The following is a 16,433-nucleotide window of genomic DNA, read 5'->3' as shown; positions in this document are numbered from 1 at the left end:
CTGGGACTCTGCTTAACCATTTAATATCTGTTAGTAACTGTAGATTTTTTTGAGTATATAAAGCACTATCTGCCACCATTAAACTATCAAAATTTAACTGCTTTTTGAAATCTTTCATGCCTTGGACCAAACTTTTTTTGGTCAGATTCATTTCCCGAACCAATTCTCATCCACAATGGGACATCTCCATCATTCGTACAAATTAAATCCATCATAAATTGTTTTAGATCGGGTCGTTTATCTCTCGAATATCCAGAGGTAATTTTAATAGTTTTTGGTTCTATATCTTCCGTGGATTCATCCTCATATGTGTGATCATCTCCATGAACATGAAATGATGTAGAATCTAGGTGGACTGTGCTTATCTCTAGCTGATAACTTTTCACTGCTTCTAACACCACAGACATGAAAATCTGATTTAATCCTCTGTGATACAGTTGGTCTAATACCCGACCTAATTTATCATCATTAAAATACTCTGTTTTTACCCCTTTGCCAATTAAATGTTCTATAGCTTTTCCATCAAAAAATTTACTAAATAAATATAGTGGGGATGAAACTAATCCTAACCCATTTAAGAGCATTCCTTTAACTACTTAACCCCCTGTTATTTTTTCTGGTAACTGAACTCCCGCGTAGTCGATTAATTTTCTGTTCTATGCCAATCTCGTCAATAATTCCTGCTACCAAACCTAGATGGTCTACATTAGTTACTTCTATTGACATTTTCTCCTCTTTTTGATCTTCACTTAATTATCTAGAATTAGAGCTGATTGATCAAGTAAAGATTAAGGCGCTGAATCACTTGCTATACTTAGGCTTGAGGAGTTATTGTCAAGTATTACCCTAATTGCTAAAAACTAGGTAATATCAGACTTTTAGCGAAGTTTACAAATCAGCTCTTACAGTTTGAGGTTTTTTTTCTTAAGTCTAAATACTTACTCAAGTTTGACCATCTTTGCATACTACATTTTGTCGTGCGGAATGTGGGCTAAAACTAAGTAAGGAGGTAAAGATTGTTCCGAAAAATCTGATTTTAATCTTAAAAGTAGGGGAATAAGGCAGCATTTTTCAATCTTTTTCCTGTGTTATTACCTCTATTCCACTCCCGACTCGTAACTCAAAAACTTAATCGTAGGCAAAAATACCAAATAGCTTCTATGAAATAGAGGGGAGATGGAAGCATTTTTCTACCTTTTTTCTATTTCTGAATTTCTTTACTTTTGAGGACTGAGTTCTGAGGAGGGCAGCCAAAAGCACATACCCCGTGCAAATATACCATAAGGGTTCTATAGAGGTCTTCCATAGTTACTAAAATTAAGGTACTATAGTAGTCTGTCTATAATTATCTATACAATAACTTTCATGGCTGTACCAAAGAAGAGAACTTCCAAGTCTAAGACAAATATGCGAAAAGCTCAGTGGAAGCGTAAAGCAAGACTGGAGGCACAGAAGGCGCTATCTTTAGGGAAATCAGTTCTTACTCAACGTTCCCACAGTTTTGTATATCCAAGTGCTGAGGAAGAAGAGGAAGAAAATTAATCTATCAGAGAATTGGGAAAAATAATGTCCAATTCTCAAAATATTTTAACCATTAGACTAATTTATCCTAGCAACTGGCAAAATGAACATCGCATCACCAAAAGAATAAAAGCGATATTTTTTGGCAATCGCCTCCTGGTATAAGCTAAAAAGGCGTTTTCTCCCAATCATTGCACTTACAAGCATCAGCAGACTGGAGCGTGGTAGGTGAAAATTAGTGATTAGACCTTCTACTATTTGCCACTTGTAGCCTGGATAAATAAATATATTGGTATAACCAGAAAATGGTGAGATAGAAAGCTGTTCATTACTATTGTTCTGATTAGCTAGCGCTGCTCCCTCAAGAGCTCTAACTACTGTTGTTCCTACTGCAATTATACGTCCACCTTGGGATTTTGTTTGATTAATTTTGTCTACAACTGATGGTGAAACCTCTATCCATTCGTAGTGCATATCATGCTTCGTGATGTCTTCAGTCTCAACTGGCCGAAATGTACCAAGACCAACGTGTAGTGTGATGAAAGCTAGTCTAATATTTTTTTGTTCTAGTTTCTCTAGTAATTCATCAGTAAAATGTAAACCAGCAGTAGGTGCAGCTACTGCACCTAAAATAGTACCATATACAGTTTGATATTGTTCTGTGAGAGCCTGTGAATCTGTCACATAAGGCGGAAATGGCACATGACCAAATTGGTCTAATAAATTGATTAACGAAATTCCTTGAGGTAAGTTAAACTGTAAAAATCGCCCACCAGTTTCTCTCTCTGTTGATAATACTGTTGCCTGTAACTTATAATTACAGTTAGATGAATTAGGTATAAATTCAATTGTTGTACCATTGCTAAAACGTTTACCAGGCTTGACTAAAGCCAGCCAACAATCATTTTCCACTGGTTTGAGCAACAATATTTCTACCCGAGCACCAGTAGTTTTGTGCCCATAAAGCCTCCCAGGAATAACGCGAGTATTATTTAAAACTAGTAAGTCTCCTGATTCGAGTAAATCTGGTAAATCTCTAAAAATACAATTATGATGTGTAAGTGAATCTACAACCATTAAATGAGAACTATCCCTGGGGACAACGGGGTTTTGAGCAATTAGCTCTTGGGGCAGTTCATAGTCATAAGCATCAATAGACCAATCTACCTCAGTCATATTAGTGATATATAACTCGTAATTGGGTAAAATCCCCCAGATAAATTAGGGTAGTTTTCCCCTAGTGATATGCTACACATTAAGAGAAAATATAGAGTATATAAGTACAGAATTAATTTTCAGAGTGTAGAGCAGATGTATCTGTAGTGAAAAATAACAGATTGATCGTCTAGTTCAAAACTCTAGACATTCTAGAACATAAACCTAAATTATTAACTAGGAAGCGGCAATATCCGCCCCGCTCCCTACAACCGTTTTTCATTACCTTTAATTTTTCCTCTGTAGTAGCAAAAGATTTAGAGGTTAAACCGAGGGAAAAGCAGTAGTTTTCAGCGGTAATAGTTAGATTGAGATGGAATACCTTTACTTTATAGCAAATACTAGCCTCTGCCTGAGAGTAGTTGAATACCTATGCATTACTCATCAACTACCGCTTCAATTTATGACTGTGATTCATCAAATTGATGGTTGGGTAGTAAAAATCAAAATGAGTCACTACTTAACTCCTCAACAACATGGGGATTTTAGGGCTTTTATGAATGAATTAGGAATACCTTATCAGCCTGATATCCGTATCAGAATGGCATTGTGGAGTCTAGAAACTGGACAATCACCTTTAAGTGTGATGAGACGGTATCAGGTAGCAATAGTATCTCATGGCCAGCCCAATCAGGAGGAAATAGAATCATTCCGTACCCAATTTGTCAAGGGTTTAGGGTATTGTCCCGAAACTTTAGGTTGAGCTATAGTTTTACTCTTACTTTAATTTGTACCTGTACTTGTACTTGTACATTAATCATATTAGTACCGGTACAACAAGAGTAAGACACACTTAATTTATTCTTTATAATTTAACTTACTTTTCTAATTTGCACAGCATTCTACAGTTGAGAGCCTTTTGGTCATAAGGAATAGAAGTAATTTGCATTAAAATTGGTTTCTCATTCCAGCCTACAAAAATATCAAAGGAAGAAGAAAGCTAGGCGGTTTTAACCCTTGGATGAAAAATGAGTCACGGAATTGATTCTGTAGTCTGATAGTCCTTTTTTTAAATTAAAGTTTAGCCTATGGATGTTCCAGACTTTTGCTTAGTGCTTCTGGTGGCATAGGCAAATTATTGAATACCTCGCATTGCTGAAAAGAGGGATGAATTTTGGAAGTAGGGAAAATATATAATGATTGTATGATCTATGTTCTATCTGGATATGAAGCAAACAGAGATTTAGTACCTATAACCCTACTGACTACTAAAAATCATACTGTTATTCAACAACGCCTAATACCTGATTAACTCTAAACGAGTTTAATCCAGGTCAGAGGCAGATATAAAGGCAGAAGGGATATAATTTTGTAAGACAAGTTGATAACCTGCTAATTCTAAAGAATGTCCCACCTTAATAGTTAACTTAGATAGTTGATCCTGTAATGATAGAAATTTTGATTGAGGATAATCTTTTTGAGTATAATTACACTTGACTAAAGCTACATCGAATCTACAAGAACAATCTGCTAATTCTGGGCGATCGCTTAAAAATATTTCTGCAGTTTGCCATGATTTTGCTTGTTTTGCTTCTGTAACTGCGAGTAAACCATTTTTATCCCAGTTACCCCGACTACGAGTTTTGACCTCCACAAATATCAGAATTGGAAATTTTTGAGCTTGGTTATCTTCCAAAGGAGAAGTTTTTAGGGCAATAATATCTAACTCTCCCCAGCGACATTGCCACCGTCGATGGAGTATTTGCCAACCTTCTTGAGTTAACCATTTTGCCACTAAATCTTCTCCCAAGAGACCTCTGTCAATTTTTGAGGAAGAAGCAGATTGCCTAGTTGACATCCTCCCGACGCTGCTCTACGAGACAGGGCGAGATTCCTCCTTCATCGTTGATAGGGGCTTTCTGTTTCCTCCTCCGGAGGAGCTGCGCTAACATAGCACCCGCCTTCCGGGATTTACTCCCTTCAGGTCTTACAGTCGCTCCACAGATTGAAACTGCGAGTCCCGCAGCCTTCTTGGTGGGTGTTCCCTTGCGTCTATCGCCGACGCGGGTTTCCATCCGCAAAATATTTATACTTGCCTTAACATCGCGGTCATGGTGAGTGCCACACTCAAGACAATCCCACTCCCTGATATTTAGAGGCAATTTCTCAACCACATGACCACAATTAGAGCAGCGTTTGGAACTGGGAAAATATCTGTCAATCTTGATTAACTTTCGGCCATACCAATCAGCTTTGTACTCTAATTGCCTGACTAATTCTCCCCAGTTAGCATCACTATCCCCCCCTCTTGCTCCTCTCCTGGGAGGGGATAGGAGTGGGTTGTGGTTCTTGACCATGTTTTTAACTGCCAAATCCTCAACCACTATCGTTTGATTTTCACGAATCAGTTGTAGGGGAACCGTCAGATTGGCGACGTATGTTAGCTTGTGAGTATAGTCAAGCCTTGAATCTTTTATTTTTCCGTGTATTCTAGCTACTTTTAATTTGGCCTTTTGATAGTTACTTGAGCCTTTACTCTTACGCGAGAGTGACTTTTGAGCTAACCTCAGTTTTTTGTGTAACTTGTTAAGATTCTTTGGGTTAGTTACTTTTTCCCCATTACTTGTAGTTAAGAGACTGGTGATTCCTAAGTCAATACCTAAGAGTTTTTTGACTGCCTTGAGTTTTAAATCTGTGGTGTCATTAATTCTCAAAGAGACAGACCATCTACCACTAGAGTCCAGTTTGACTGTTATTGTGGTAGGTAAACTATCATTAGGTAGTTGCCTAGTCCACCTAATAGGTAATGGTTCTACACATTTGGCTAGATATACTTGACCATCTTTCCACTTAAATGCTGACTTTGTGAATTCAGGACTACCACCATTTCGTTTTTTCTTAAAGTTAGGATATTTAGCACCTCCACTAAAAAAGTTAGTGTTTGCGTAGGATTCCGTAGGAAAAGCAGTCTGTAGATGTCTCAAACCTTGTTGTAACGGTACACCGTTAACTTCTGTTAGAAAATCTAAATCTTCCTGTTTTTTCCAACAAGTAAGCATAGCTGAAGTTTGTTTGTAGCTCAGTCGTTGTTGCAGTTCATACCAAGCTTGAGTTCTAGCAGCTAAAGCTTTGTTGTAGACCAAGCGTACACAACCGAAAGTTCTCCGCAACAAGTTTTCCTGTTCTGGAGTCGGGTAAAACCTAAATTTATACGCTTTTTCAACCATCTACTGTTAGCCAAGTAATTTTTAAAGTCTAACATATTGTGTGTGAGATATCAATATTGATTGGTTTTCGCGAAGGAAGCTCCCACAGGCCGGAGAGCGCGGCTCTCCAACCAACGTTGTGATCAAGAAAAGCTCATTTTGGTTTATTCTTCTTATTATGGTTATGGACTGCCTGGAGTAAATTAGACAGAAGTAGTATGAATTTTAGACAACAAAAAACTTCCCAAATTTTAGTCAGCTTCGTCTTTTCACTAATAGTATATCTCATTACTATTGGGGCAATAACTGCCTTAATATTTACTAACCCAACACTCACTCTAGCTGATGAGTATAACAAGCAAATATTAGTGGGTGTTGATTTTTCTGGTCGAGACTTAACTAATGATTCATTTACTAAATCTATTCTGCGTAAAAGTGACTTCAGTAATTCAAATTTAACTGGCGTTAGTTTGTTTGGCGCTCATTTAGAAGGAGCGAATTTAGAAGGAGCTAATTTAAGCTATTCTACTTTGGATAATGCGATTTTTAACAAAGCAAATTTGACTAATGCTATTTTAGAGGGTGCTTTTGCTTTTCATACTCAATTCCGTGGTGCAATTATTGATGGAGCAGATTTTACAGATGCTTTTTTACGAGCAGATACTCAAAAGGAGCTATGTAAAATAGCTCAAGGTACGAATCCTATTACAGGTAATGACACAAAGGATACACTCTTTTGTGATTAATTTTATTGGCTTGATTTGAAGTAATAAGGTAGAGGGAATGAGCAGAAGTAAAAGTGAAGTACATTTATTTCGATCTTCCCTTTTTTATTTTCAATATATGGGAGTAAATCCTATTTTTGATTGGTATTTTATTAGATAGATAACCACACAATAATTCAATAGTTGTAGTAAAAAAGATTAGATAGGGTGTGTGACAGTATGCTTACCATTTATGGAATTACGGTCGGTTTTACACTTGACCATGTGCTGGAGGATAGTGCGTTATTTCACACGCTTCGTACCCTATGTTTTTGATATTTATCTGACAAACACTGTATAAGTTACACCGTTAATCTCATCAATTAATGCTTTAGTATAGCCCTAGGAATATGAGAAAATTTATTGATTTTTAGACCTATTATTCCTTGTTATTTCTTGTATCTTGTATAGCAGAAGTAAGAAGGAATAATTTTGTGTTATCTGAGTTTTATAGCCATCGAAGCCAAGATTATGACATTTCTAAATTATCTAACTCAATTATAGATTATTTTTGATTTTTGTCTTGCCCATAGCGCTATAAGACTATCAAATTATTTAATATTAATTAAACTTATACTTAATTAATTAACATATTTATAATTTAAACTAATTTTGACAAAAAAAGTTGAAATGAGCTATCGAAAGCCAAATTTTAGCGAAAAATCGCAATTTTGCGCCTGTATGAGCAACCTTTTCATAAACGCTACAAGTCTTGATATGCAATAAATACAGAGTTTTTGCTTCTCAGCCAATTTTGATGTATATTGATAACAAATTATTCGCTCTGCGTAGGTGCTTATTAAAATGAATCATGTTTTTATTAATTATTCATAGTATAGCAGTCGAAGCAAAGGGCACGGACGTTAAGCGAAGCGAACAGCATCATCAACTCTCCATAGGAAAATCTTTTATTGTTCCTTTTGACTTTCTGACTCAGTTTTTAATGGGAAACCATTGACATCCTCCCGAAATTGCGCTTACGCTACAACGTGGGATTTCTTAACATCAATAACTTTTTGTCTTAAGTCGTAGCTATAAGGAGCAGGCATAATCTTTCCTAGATATAGCAATGTGCGCTCAGGTATTTACAATGTCCAGCTCAAAGTGCAGTAAGCGAACAGGTGTACAAAAAATAATGTGTAAATATGCCAGCGCACATTGCTATAATTTTTCTCTATTAGACATCTCCAGAAAAGAGGGAATAAGGAATAGGGAGAAGTAATTGATAACTTACGGATAAGAATTGATTTTATTTTTTTTTGGAGAAGTCTATGATGTCCGCGCTCTTTGCTTTGACTGCTATAAGCTTTTAATATGTCCGTGCATTTCCTTCAATTGCTATAAAATCAAAACATTATTTTGTGCAGCTTCACATCAAATTGGTATCAGGAATTTTGGCGTTGGTGAATCAAGCGATGAAACCTAAATTTAGCGAAATATAAAATGCTTTTCTGTTAATAGTTAGACAATTGCCATTAAAGCACAATCATAGCCACGTATTACCAACGCTTGATTTTTTTAGTTAGCTAATTCGCCTAAAGGTACTTGTATTAAATCATAGATAGTGGTGCTTCTTAATCTCTCCAGTTCCTGAATCCACTCTGATTCAGAATAGAATTTTTCTTGATACTTTTTAGCCAATTCAAAGTCTGTCGATAAATCAGTTTTTTGCCACATACTTAAAACGGTGCTACGACGTTTTCTACACATAATTAATTCGATAGTTGCTATTGTAGAACGGATTTCTAAAGGCGCTCTAAGAAGATTTTTCTTTGCCTTTTCATCTAAATGAAAAAGATGCTCTACTTCTGATATTTTATCTGGAGCATCTAAACAACTATCTTGCAATTTTGAAATTAAATCATCTGAGTCAGTAATTTGATATTCAGACATATTTTCTACATCAATAATTTGTTTCCACAAAAATCGATTGTGAGACAAACTAAACTGTAAATCTCTAGCCTCCATTGCATCTTTCACATCTTGACGATATTTCGGACAATGTAAATAAATACGCAGTAATAAATATTCTGCTTCTTCTAATAAACTACGCTCTCGAGGTGGAGATAAAACTTTTTGTGAAGTATTATTTTTCCCTTTAGTAGAATTTCTACTATTTTGTCGATAATATTTTAACTGTTTTGCTACTAGCAATGGTACTGATAACAACTCATCCTCGCCTAAGAGCTTTTTCCAATGAGTAACAACTTGGTTCAACAAATTTTCAGTAAGTAATGAAACTCTACGAGAATCTCCTTGACTCAAAATATCTGCACAATATTGAAGATAATAAGTAAGCTGATTATCGTTAGTTATTTTCGTTAAAATTTTAATTATTTGTTGAGTTGCTTGACCATACTCATCTGCCAAACTCAAATTTTTATTTGCTGCAATATTTTGAATTTGCCAGTCAATCCATAGTGGAGAATTAACTAATAATTCCTGATACCTTTCAGAAGAATAATTTTGCAAATATTCATCAGCATCTTTCCCATCAGGAATATTCAATATTCGTAGTTGAACTTCCCCTTTATAAGCAAGATTTTCTATTTCTACAATTGCCCGGTTAGTAGCTTGAATACCTGCTCGGTCAGCATCAAAATTTAAGATAATTTGTTTAGACTCTGTATAACGTAAAAGTTGTTTAATTTGAATAGAACTTAATGCCGTACCTAGAGAAGCAACAACATTATTAATTCCCGCAGCATGGAGAGCAATTGCATCAAAATATCCTTCCACAACCACAGCTTTATCCAGTTTTGAAATAGCAGTTTTTGCCTTATCCAAACAAAATAAAGTTTTACCCTTATCAAATAATTCAGTTTCAGGAGAATTCAAATATTTAGGTTGTTCATCACTCAAAGTTCTCCCACCAAAACCAATAACTCTACCTTGCGCATCATTAATAGGAATCATCAAGCGATCGCGAAATCTATCGTAATAACTATTACCTGATTTTCTAGGTAAAATTAATCCTGCTTTCTCCACTAACTCTACAGGAAAACCTTTTTGTTCCACCAAATAACCATAAATAGTTTCCCAACCATTAGGAGCATAACCCAGTTGAAATTTTTGAATAGTTTCTTCTGTAATTTGACGTGAAAATTTTAAGTACTCTAAAGCAATTTTTCCCTGTGATTGTCTCAAAGCGTGTTGATAAAAACTATTAGCCATTGCCAAGATTTCATAAAGTTGTTCCCGCAGAGAAATTTGACGTTGAAACTCTTGTCTATTTTCTGGTGATTCCGTTTTAATTTGTATTTGATAACGTCTGGCTAAATCTAACACTACATCACTAAAAGAAGACTTACCAACTTCCATCAGAAATTTCAAAGCATTACCACCTGCACCACAGCCAAAACAGTAGTACATTTGTTTGCTGGTACTAACAGTAAAGCTAGGAGTTTTTTCTTCATGGAAAGGGCATAATCCTACATAATCTTTACCTCGCTTTTTTAAGACAATATGCTCTGAGATAACATCATAAATGTCAGCTCTTTCCTTCACTTCTGTAATAGTATCTTGATGAAAACGAAAATTATTCATAGAATTTATTAAATAATTGATTGTCAATGATTTTGAGGATTTGTGATCTGTAATCTGTTTGGCATTTAAACTGTGATAATGGCATTGCCTTTATTTTATTGATTTGCTATTCATTAAACATTTTTCAGACTTCATAAAAACTTTGGCTATTGCTTATTTTGAGAAAATCCACGAATCTTTTTTTATCTGAATACCCCAAGGCTCCCATCACATTTATTCTCTCTTTTCTTCGGTCTCCTCTAACTTTTTTTATTCGCCCTTTTTTACACCAATTTTTTCTAATGATTACTCTCAAACTAAATCCACTTTTGTCCTAAAACCATACCTGGATACCCTTAGGCTTTTCCTTTTCTATTCTTAAAATACTCTTCTATTTTTGTTAATGCTTTTCTATTGTGAGGATTTTGTTGGAATTTTTAGCTACATTTTGCCCAAAGGTAAACGTACTTTTTTATTTCTAATATTCTCCTCACTTGCGAACTACTTAAGTTAATTCCTGTTGTCTCCTCTAAGTATTTTGGTAATCTTTTGGTTGTCCATAGCCTTAATTAATCATCCTAGTTCTTGAGGTTATTTTTTGACTATATTTAATGATTTTTCTATATATTTCTCTGTAGCTTTTGATCATTACCTTTCATTCTTTCATCTTTGAGACTCTCTAGGTTATCTGGATCTCCATGGACGCACCAGTAACATACTTTATTCTTTGAGCAACCGATAAATTCAACAATCTCTTGTTGTGTTTTTCCATCATTTAGTAATCATCAGAATTCTTTCTCTAATCTAATATCTCCATTTTCTTCTCTTTTTAGAGATTTTTGCAGTTTTTATTTCTGAGCTGATGTGAGATTATTTTTGCCTGGCATATTTCTTCTTGTTTTTTCCGTTTCTAGTTTTTAATTATACCAATTTAAGCTTATAGCAGTTCCTATCAGAAGTGAGGGGACAAAATTCATTTGTTTTATGGAGTAGGGAGTAGCTCACAAGGGTAGGTTTTTGACTTTCTGGTTGCGACTGGACTTGGAAGAAAAAAGCTTAGATATAGCAATGTGCGCTGGCATATTTACAAATTGTAGGAATTGTCCAATAGCTAAAAGTCTTATATTATTCCAACGGAGATGCTGCGCAAACAGATTTTTATTCCCCCTATTGCCTGTTGCTTTCCGGAGCTGTTGCCTGTTGCCTGCGCGCAGCCCTATATTATGAGTTTGAATGTATTTATGCTTAACTTGTCCACTTTACCCTTTTATCTAATTTGCCTGACCCGCGTTATCCCTTAATTGTCAAAAATATACCCTTGCAAGGTAGGGAGCAGGGAGTAGTAATTCGGGAAACAGGAAATAGAAAATAAGAAAAACAACTGTACCTCAGTAAATTGAGAAATGCTATAGCAATTTTCTTTGAATTGTGAAATATTTTAGACTTTTAAGGAATAGGGAATAGGGAACCTTGAAGTCATAAAATTCTCATCCATAATTCTGAATTTCTCTAGTTGAAAGATATATAGCTATCCTAGATAGAAGATAAATATTAGCTACAGAGCAAGATCAGTAACTCTCTGTATTTAGATAACTAAAATTTGTTCAAAACCTATTATATGACAACTTATGATAACTATAGTATTTCCATTTTAGGCGTAAACATAGATGATGATTTTTGACTACAAAAAATTTTATCTATCAATCATCTTCCCCTATTCTTTGTTCTCTCTTAAATGTAAATTCTATATATCTTTCATATATATCTCAGTTCTATTCTGCCTAGCAAAAATTTACAACTTAAATAGAACTACTGGAAAGAAGAGCTTTTGCAAAAGTCAATATTAAATCTTTTTTCCTTTCGTCCTTTTCTCTTCTATTGCTCCTGATCCCTGTCACTTATGTGGCGAAGTCTACAGTTGAGAAAAAGAGACAAATTGTTTTACCATATAAATTTATCCAATATTATCTGGAAATCAGCCACCGCTCTCAGTCCAATTATTCTTGTGGACAAGTGGTAGAAAATATATCTGAATATTTTGGATGATTAAAATCAGTTCAATTTTGATTTGAATTTACATTTGCAACAATTCTTGACAGTTGTTAATAATTGTAAGTATTCAGAATAAAAACTATAAATATTAAATTAAAAAAAATTGGTTTCAAGCTAGATCAAAAAATATCTAGCAATTTACGAGGAAATGGGTAAACAGTGTTCAAACGCATAAGGCAGGATTTAAAAAACGACCTAATTGCAGGCTTACTGGTAGTCATACCATTAGCTACAACAATTTGGTTGACCATAACTATTGCTCGGTGGGTAATAGATTTTTTGACAAAGATACCCAAGCAAATCAACCCCTTCGATGGTTTACACCCAGCTTTAGTGGGCCTACTAAATTTCTTAGTAGGACTAGCAGTACCATTGCTAAGTATTCTAGTGATTGGGTTAATGGCTAGAAACATTGCTGGAAGATGGTTATTAGATGTAGGCGAGCGAATACTACAAGCTATTCCATTTGCAGGGTCAGTCTACGGCACTCTCAAACAAATCTTAGAAACTCTACTCAAGGATTCTAACGAAAAATTTCGCCGTGTGGTACTTGTAGAATATCCACGTCAGGGAGTTTGGACTATAGCTTTTGTCACTGGTACGATTAGTAGTCAAATTAAATCTCATCTAGGAGACTCAATGCTAAGTCTTTTCATTCCAACGACTCCTAACCCTACATCTGGTTGGTATGCCATAGTGCCAGAAAAAGATGTGCTTAACGTTTCAATGTCAGTGGAAGATGCGTTTAAAGTTCTCATATCAGGTGGAATAGTAACTCCAAATCAATCAGTACGTCCAGAAAAAAATTCAAATGATCAACTCAAACCTCTACTTTTAGATAGAGAAGACTATCAACAATTTTCCACTGAAGAAGATTGAACGACTGATAATGAAAGGCTATCAAAAACTGTCAACGACCCAACAGTAATTCTGAGAATATTTAGAATATAATTTTGCCTTGGTAAAGCCAGTCTTTATTAAGTCTTAGTTGACCCGCCTAAGTATTAATTTACTACGTTATTTAAGCGAGGGCGACCTTCAGATGTTTCAACAGTCTGTAGCTCTATCACTAACTATTAAATATTCTATTTGGGTATTGAAAGTGTAGTTAGTCTTAAAAGCTTAAATAACATTTGGTAGTTGGATATTACCCTAGTAATAGGAAATTTTTAAATGTTAAATATAAATTCAGTTGCAGCTTGTGTTGGTACTTCTACTCCAGATACTTTGAATATTTGTAATTATCAACCATTAATAATTAAAGCAATGGCGTAGAGGTAGTAGACAAATGGTTAAGCCACATAAATATGTTTTTCCTAGAACTAAAGCCAAACTTAGAAAGAAATCATTCTATAGCTTCCAAACCGGAGATACTGTTAAAGCTATAGTAACCAAAGTTCAACAATTAATAATTAATAATTAATAATTAATAATTAATAATTACCTCTCCTTGAAAATAAGAGGATTGACTAATCATGAAAATTTTTTCTTTTCTTGGTCGATGGTCGGCCAGCGAGGAGAGCCGTTCTTGCAGACCCTCTCCGCTAAAGCCATCCCACCCTTCGGGAAGCTGCGCTAACGACCGCTTTTTTCTCCTTTAAAGGAGAGGCTTTAAACCTTAATTATTCGGTAAAAAATTGGTACTTATGTTAGTCGAGTTGCTGTTATAAAAACTGGAAAATTCAATATTAAAACTTAAACTGAAACAGTCCAAGGAATTAATTATAAGTATTTTCAACAATTAATAATTAATTCTTAATTATTAACAATTACCTCTCCTTGAAAAGAAGAGGATTGACTAATCATGAAAAAATTTTTTTCTCTTGGTCGATGGTCGGACAGCACAGGTTTCGGAGCCATCCCTCCACCGCTAAAGGAGAGGCTTTAAACTTTAATTATTCGGTAAACACTTGCATGAAATAGATGGTTATACTTATAATTTCAGTGAATTGGTCAAACAGAAAACTACTGATTTTCTCAAGAAAGTAGTTGAGGTTTTAACTTTACCAGTTCAACTTAGTATATTTGATACTTCTGAGCTAACTACTGTTGGCGTTAGTATTACAAAGCAAAGTACAACCAAAAGTTAGAAGGAAAAAGAAAAAGTTTAATGGCACTGAAGGAGAATAATTAAGTTTGTTTTAAGTTAATAGAGGAAAGTAATTTATTTGCTGGTTGCTTTCCTCGTGGCACTAAATTAAAAATTATAGTGTAGGTCTTCAGCAACTATTTAAGATGAACAAAGCTCCTCGCTCCACAGCTCGCGAACTAGCTCTGCTTGGTCTAAGTCAATTACCAACAAATTCAGGCAGTCTAGAAAAAAAGCAACTTCAAGAAGTCATACTAGCAGCAGTTAGAACTCTCAGAACTGAAGTCCAAGATATTTTAGAAACTGCTGCAGCAGAATTACAGAGAGGGAGCGATCGCCTTCTCAATAGTCAAATTAGTGCTAGTGATGTTCAAAGTGCAAGTTCGATGGTCCACGAAGCAGTGGAGTTAGGCCAAACGGCAATTAATCGTATTGGCACTGCTGTGGAATTACCAGAACTAATTCAACTAACTAATCAATTAGAAGTTCGCAAGTATGCTTTAGAAATTTTGACAAAAGTGAATGATAATAAAGAGGAAATTGATAATTTATTGAGAGAATCAATAGTAGATTGGCAAATAGAACGTTTGCCTAGAATAGATATAGATATTCTCAGAATTGCAGTGGCAGAAATGATGTTTATTGGTATTCAAGAACAAGTTGCAATTAATGAAGCTGTAAAATTAGCCAAGCGTTACAGTAGTGAAGATGGATATAGATTTATTAATGGGGTATTGCGAAGAGTGCTACATAAAATTAATTTAGCTTGAAGAGTTATAAGTCTAAAGTAAAAATCAAAATTAAGGTCTTTGTTGTGATAGGAATTATACAAAAAAACCAAAACCGGGACGAGATGAAAAATGCCCTCTAGGCATCCCAACGATGTACGACAGAACGTTACAAGCACTGGTGAAGTTAGGTATGGAACCAGAGTGGGAGGCACGCTTTGAACCTAACAGCTATGGTTTTAGACCAGGAAGGTCAACCCATGATGCCATAGAAGCCATCTTTAACAGCATCAGGAACAAACCAAAATTTATCTTAGATACTGATATATCCAAATGTTTTGACCGAATTAATCATGATGCATTGTGAGGAAAAATTGGAAAATCTCCATACAGACGATTAATCAAACAATGGTTAAGGTCTGGAGTATTTGACAATAATCAATTCCCTATTCCCTAAAAGTGAGGTGCAGTTTAATACTAATCTCTATTCCCTATTGCCTAAACTCATAAAACTTTGTACCTCATCATTCCAAAAGTCCAGTTAACTGAAATGCATTGACCTAATTCCTATCTGACAAAAAAATTAACTGGATCTAGAGTCAAGGAATTTATTCCTAATTGCTTTAGGTCTGACAGCAATTTTCCAACCCACATTCCGCACGACAAAATGTAGTATGCAAAGATGGTCAAACTTGAGTAAGTATTTAGACTTAAGAAAAAAAACCTCAAACTGTAAGAGCTGATTTGTAAACTTCGCTAAAAGTCTGATATTACCTAGTTTTTAGCAATTAGGTATAATCTTGACAATAACTCCTCAAACCTAAGTATAGCAAGTGATTCAGCGCCTTAATCTTTACTTGATCAATCAGCTCTAATTCTAGATAATTAAATGAAGATCAAAAAGAGGAGAAAATGTCAATAGAAGTAACTAATGTAGACCATCTAGGTTTGGTAGCAGGAATTATTGACGAGATTGGCATAGAACAGAAAATTAATCGACTACTTAGCTCACGAATTGACAGAAATTAATTTTCAATTCGTAGACTTTAAATCTGTATCAGATTTTCCTGATCAAGTCCAACCTCAAGTGGGCTTAAGAGAGTCAAAAATAGAATTAGAAAAAAAACGAGCAGGTCGATTTATTTTAGCAACAAATGTTCTTGATCAGATGGAATTAACTACGGAAGAAATGTTGTCTAAATATAAAGGACAACAATCTGTAGAGAGGGGTTTTAGGTTTCTAGGCATACCCTCTATTTTTAACTGATAGTGTCTTCCTTAAGTCCCCTGATCGAATCGAAGCTTTGGGGTTAATTATGGCCTTATGTTGATTGGTTGACACTTGAGGCCAGCGTCAACTACGTCAAACCTTAAATCGGACTAAATCTACTGT

Annotated in this window: 16 protein-coding genes and 1 pseudogene; 9 read left to right on the top strand and 8 right to left on the bottom strand. The window is 35.0% G+C overall.

The window, feature by feature from the left end:
• Positions 1-86: 86 nt before the first annotated feature.
• Positions 87-584 (bottom strand): IS1634 family transposase, encoded by a 498-nt coding sequence (locus F6K06_RS31605; protein WP_287244700.1) that lies wholly within the window; start codon positions 582-584, stop codon positions 87-89.
• A gap of 4 nt (positions 585-588) precedes the next feature.
• Positions 589-726, bottom strand: a complete 138-nt coding sequence (locus F6K06_RS31600) for a DUF4277 domain-containing protein (protein WP_124146741.1) — start codon at positions 724-726, stop codon at positions 589-591.
• Between the two features lie 639 nt (positions 727-1,365).
• Between F6K06_RS31600 and rpmF the strand changes: the two genes are divergently transcribed.
• Positions 1,366-1,542: a 50S ribosomal protein L32 gene (rpmF, locus tag F6K06_RS31595; protein ID WP_124146740.1), complete on the top strand. Its 177-nt coding sequence runs from the start codon at positions 1,366-1,368 to the stop codon at positions 1,540-1,542.
• Positions 1,543-1,599: 57 nt separating this feature from the next.
• Here rpmF and queA read toward each other — a convergent pair whose 3' ends face one another.
• On the bottom strand, positions 1,600-2,697 hold the full coding sequence (queA, locus tag F6K06_RS31590; protein WP_287244696.1) for a tRNA preQ1(34) S-adenosylmethionine ribosyltransferase-isomerase QueA: 1,098 nt from the start codon (positions 2,695-2,697) through the stop codon (positions 1,600-1,602).
• Between the two features lie 352 nt (positions 2,698-3,049).
• On the opposite strand from queA, the gene F6K06_RS31585 reads away from it, so the two are divergent.
• The gene (locus F6K06_RS31585; RefSeq protein ID WP_124146738.1) at positions 3,050-3,439 is read left to right on the top strand and encodes a hypothetical protein; all 390 of its coding nucleotides are present in this window, start codon (positions 3,050-3,052) and stop codon (positions 3,437-3,439) included.
• A 561-nt stretch (positions 3,440-4,000) separates the two neighbouring features.
• Here F6K06_RS31585 and F6K06_RS31580 read toward each other — a convergent pair.
• A complete protein-coding gene (locus tag F6K06_RS31580; protein WP_124146737.1) occupies positions 4,001-4,534 on the bottom strand; it encodes a YraN family protein in 534 nt (177 codons plus the stop codon).
• The gene (locus F6K06_RS31575; RefSeq protein WP_287244692.1) at positions 4,524-5,903 is read right to left on the bottom strand and encodes an RNA-guided endonuclease TnpB family protein; all 1,380 of its coding nucleotides are present in this window, start codon (positions 5,901-5,903) and stop codon (positions 4,524-4,526) included. Before F6K06_RS31575 ends, F6K06_RS31580 begins: the two co-directional genes overlap by 11 nt.
• Before the next feature lie 197 nt (positions 5,904-6,100).
• Between F6K06_RS31575 and F6K06_RS31570 the strand changes: the two genes are divergently transcribed.
• Entirely contained in the window at positions 6,101-6,628 is a 528-nt protein-coding gene (locus tag F6K06_RS31570; protein WP_287244690.1) for a pentapeptide repeat-containing protein, read from the top strand.
• Between the two features lie 1,536 nt (positions 6,629-8,164).
• Here F6K06_RS31570 and dnaG read toward each other — a convergent pair.
• The 3 genes from dnaG to F6K06_RS31555 all read right to left on the bottom strand — a co-directional run bounded on the left by dnaG (position 8,165) and on the right by F6K06_RS31555 (position 10,686).
• Entirely contained in the window at positions 8,165-10,192 is a 2,028-nt protein-coding gene (gene dnaG / locus F6K06_RS31565; protein ID WP_287244688.1) for a DNA primase, read from the bottom strand.
• 124 nt (positions 10,193-10,316) lie between these two features.
• On the bottom strand, positions 10,317-10,487 hold the full coding sequence (locus F6K06_RS31560) for a hypothetical protein (protein ID WP_287244685.1): 171 nt from the start codon (positions 10,485-10,487) through the stop codon (positions 10,317-10,319).
• Between the two features lie 121 nt (positions 10,488-10,608).
• A complete protein-coding gene (locus F6K06_RS31555) occupies positions 10,609-10,686 on the bottom strand; it encodes a hypothetical protein (protein ID WP_287244703.1) in 78 nt (25 codons plus the stop codon).
• Positions 10,687-12,382: 1,696 nt separating this feature from the next.
• Between F6K06_RS31555 and F6K06_RS31550 the strand changes: the two genes are divergently transcribed.
• The 6 genes and pseudogenes from F6K06_RS31550 (at position 12,383) to F6K06_RS34670 (ending at position 16,307) form a co-directional block, all read left to right on the top strand.
• Complete coding sequence (locus F6K06_RS31550) at positions 12,383-13,102, top strand: DUF502 domain-containing protein (RefSeq protein WP_287244683.1); 720 nt, start codon at positions 12,383-12,385, stop codon at positions 13,100-13,102.
• Between the two features lie 1,031 nt (positions 13,103-14,133).
• Positions 14,134-14,313, top strand: coding sequence for a hypothetical protein (locus tag F6K06_RS31545; RefSeq protein WP_287244680.1), 180 nt, complete (start codon positions 14,134-14,136; stop codon positions 14,311-14,313).
• 145 nt (positions 14,314-14,458) lie between these two features.
• Positions 14,459-15,082: a transcription antitermination factor NusB gene (gene nusB / locus F6K06_RS31540; RefSeq protein ID WP_287244678.1), complete on the top strand. Its 624-nt coding sequence runs from the start codon at positions 14,459-14,461 to the stop codon at positions 15,080-15,082.
• Positions 15,083-15,149: 67 nt separating this feature from the next.
• Positions 15,150-15,485, top strand: a pseudogene (locus tag F6K06_RS31535) (reverse transcriptase domain-containing protein); the annotation flags it as partial.
• Positions 15,486-15,952: 467 nt separating this feature from the next.
• Entirely contained in the window at positions 15,953-16,069 is a 117-nt protein-coding gene (locus tag F6K06_RS31530) for a DUF4277 domain-containing protein (RefSeq protein WP_287244677.1), read from the top strand.
• Entirely contained in the window at positions 16,056-16,307 is a 252-nt protein-coding gene (locus F6K06_RS34670; protein ID WP_375340284.1) for a hypothetical protein, read from the top strand. The genes F6K06_RS31530 and F6K06_RS34670 overlap by 14 nt, the downstream gene beginning before the upstream one ends.
• Positions 16,308-16,433 lie beyond the last annotated feature (126 nt).

Source organism: Okeania sp. SIO1H4, assembly GCF_010672695.1.
In the GTDB taxonomy this organism is placed as follows: domain Bacteria; phylum Cyanobacteriota; class Cyanobacteriia; order Cyanobacteriales; family Microcoleaceae; genus Okeania; species Okeania hirsuta.
The sequence above is the reverse complement of the archived record's forward strand: the minus strand, read 5'-3'. Positions and strand labels throughout refer to the sequence as shown.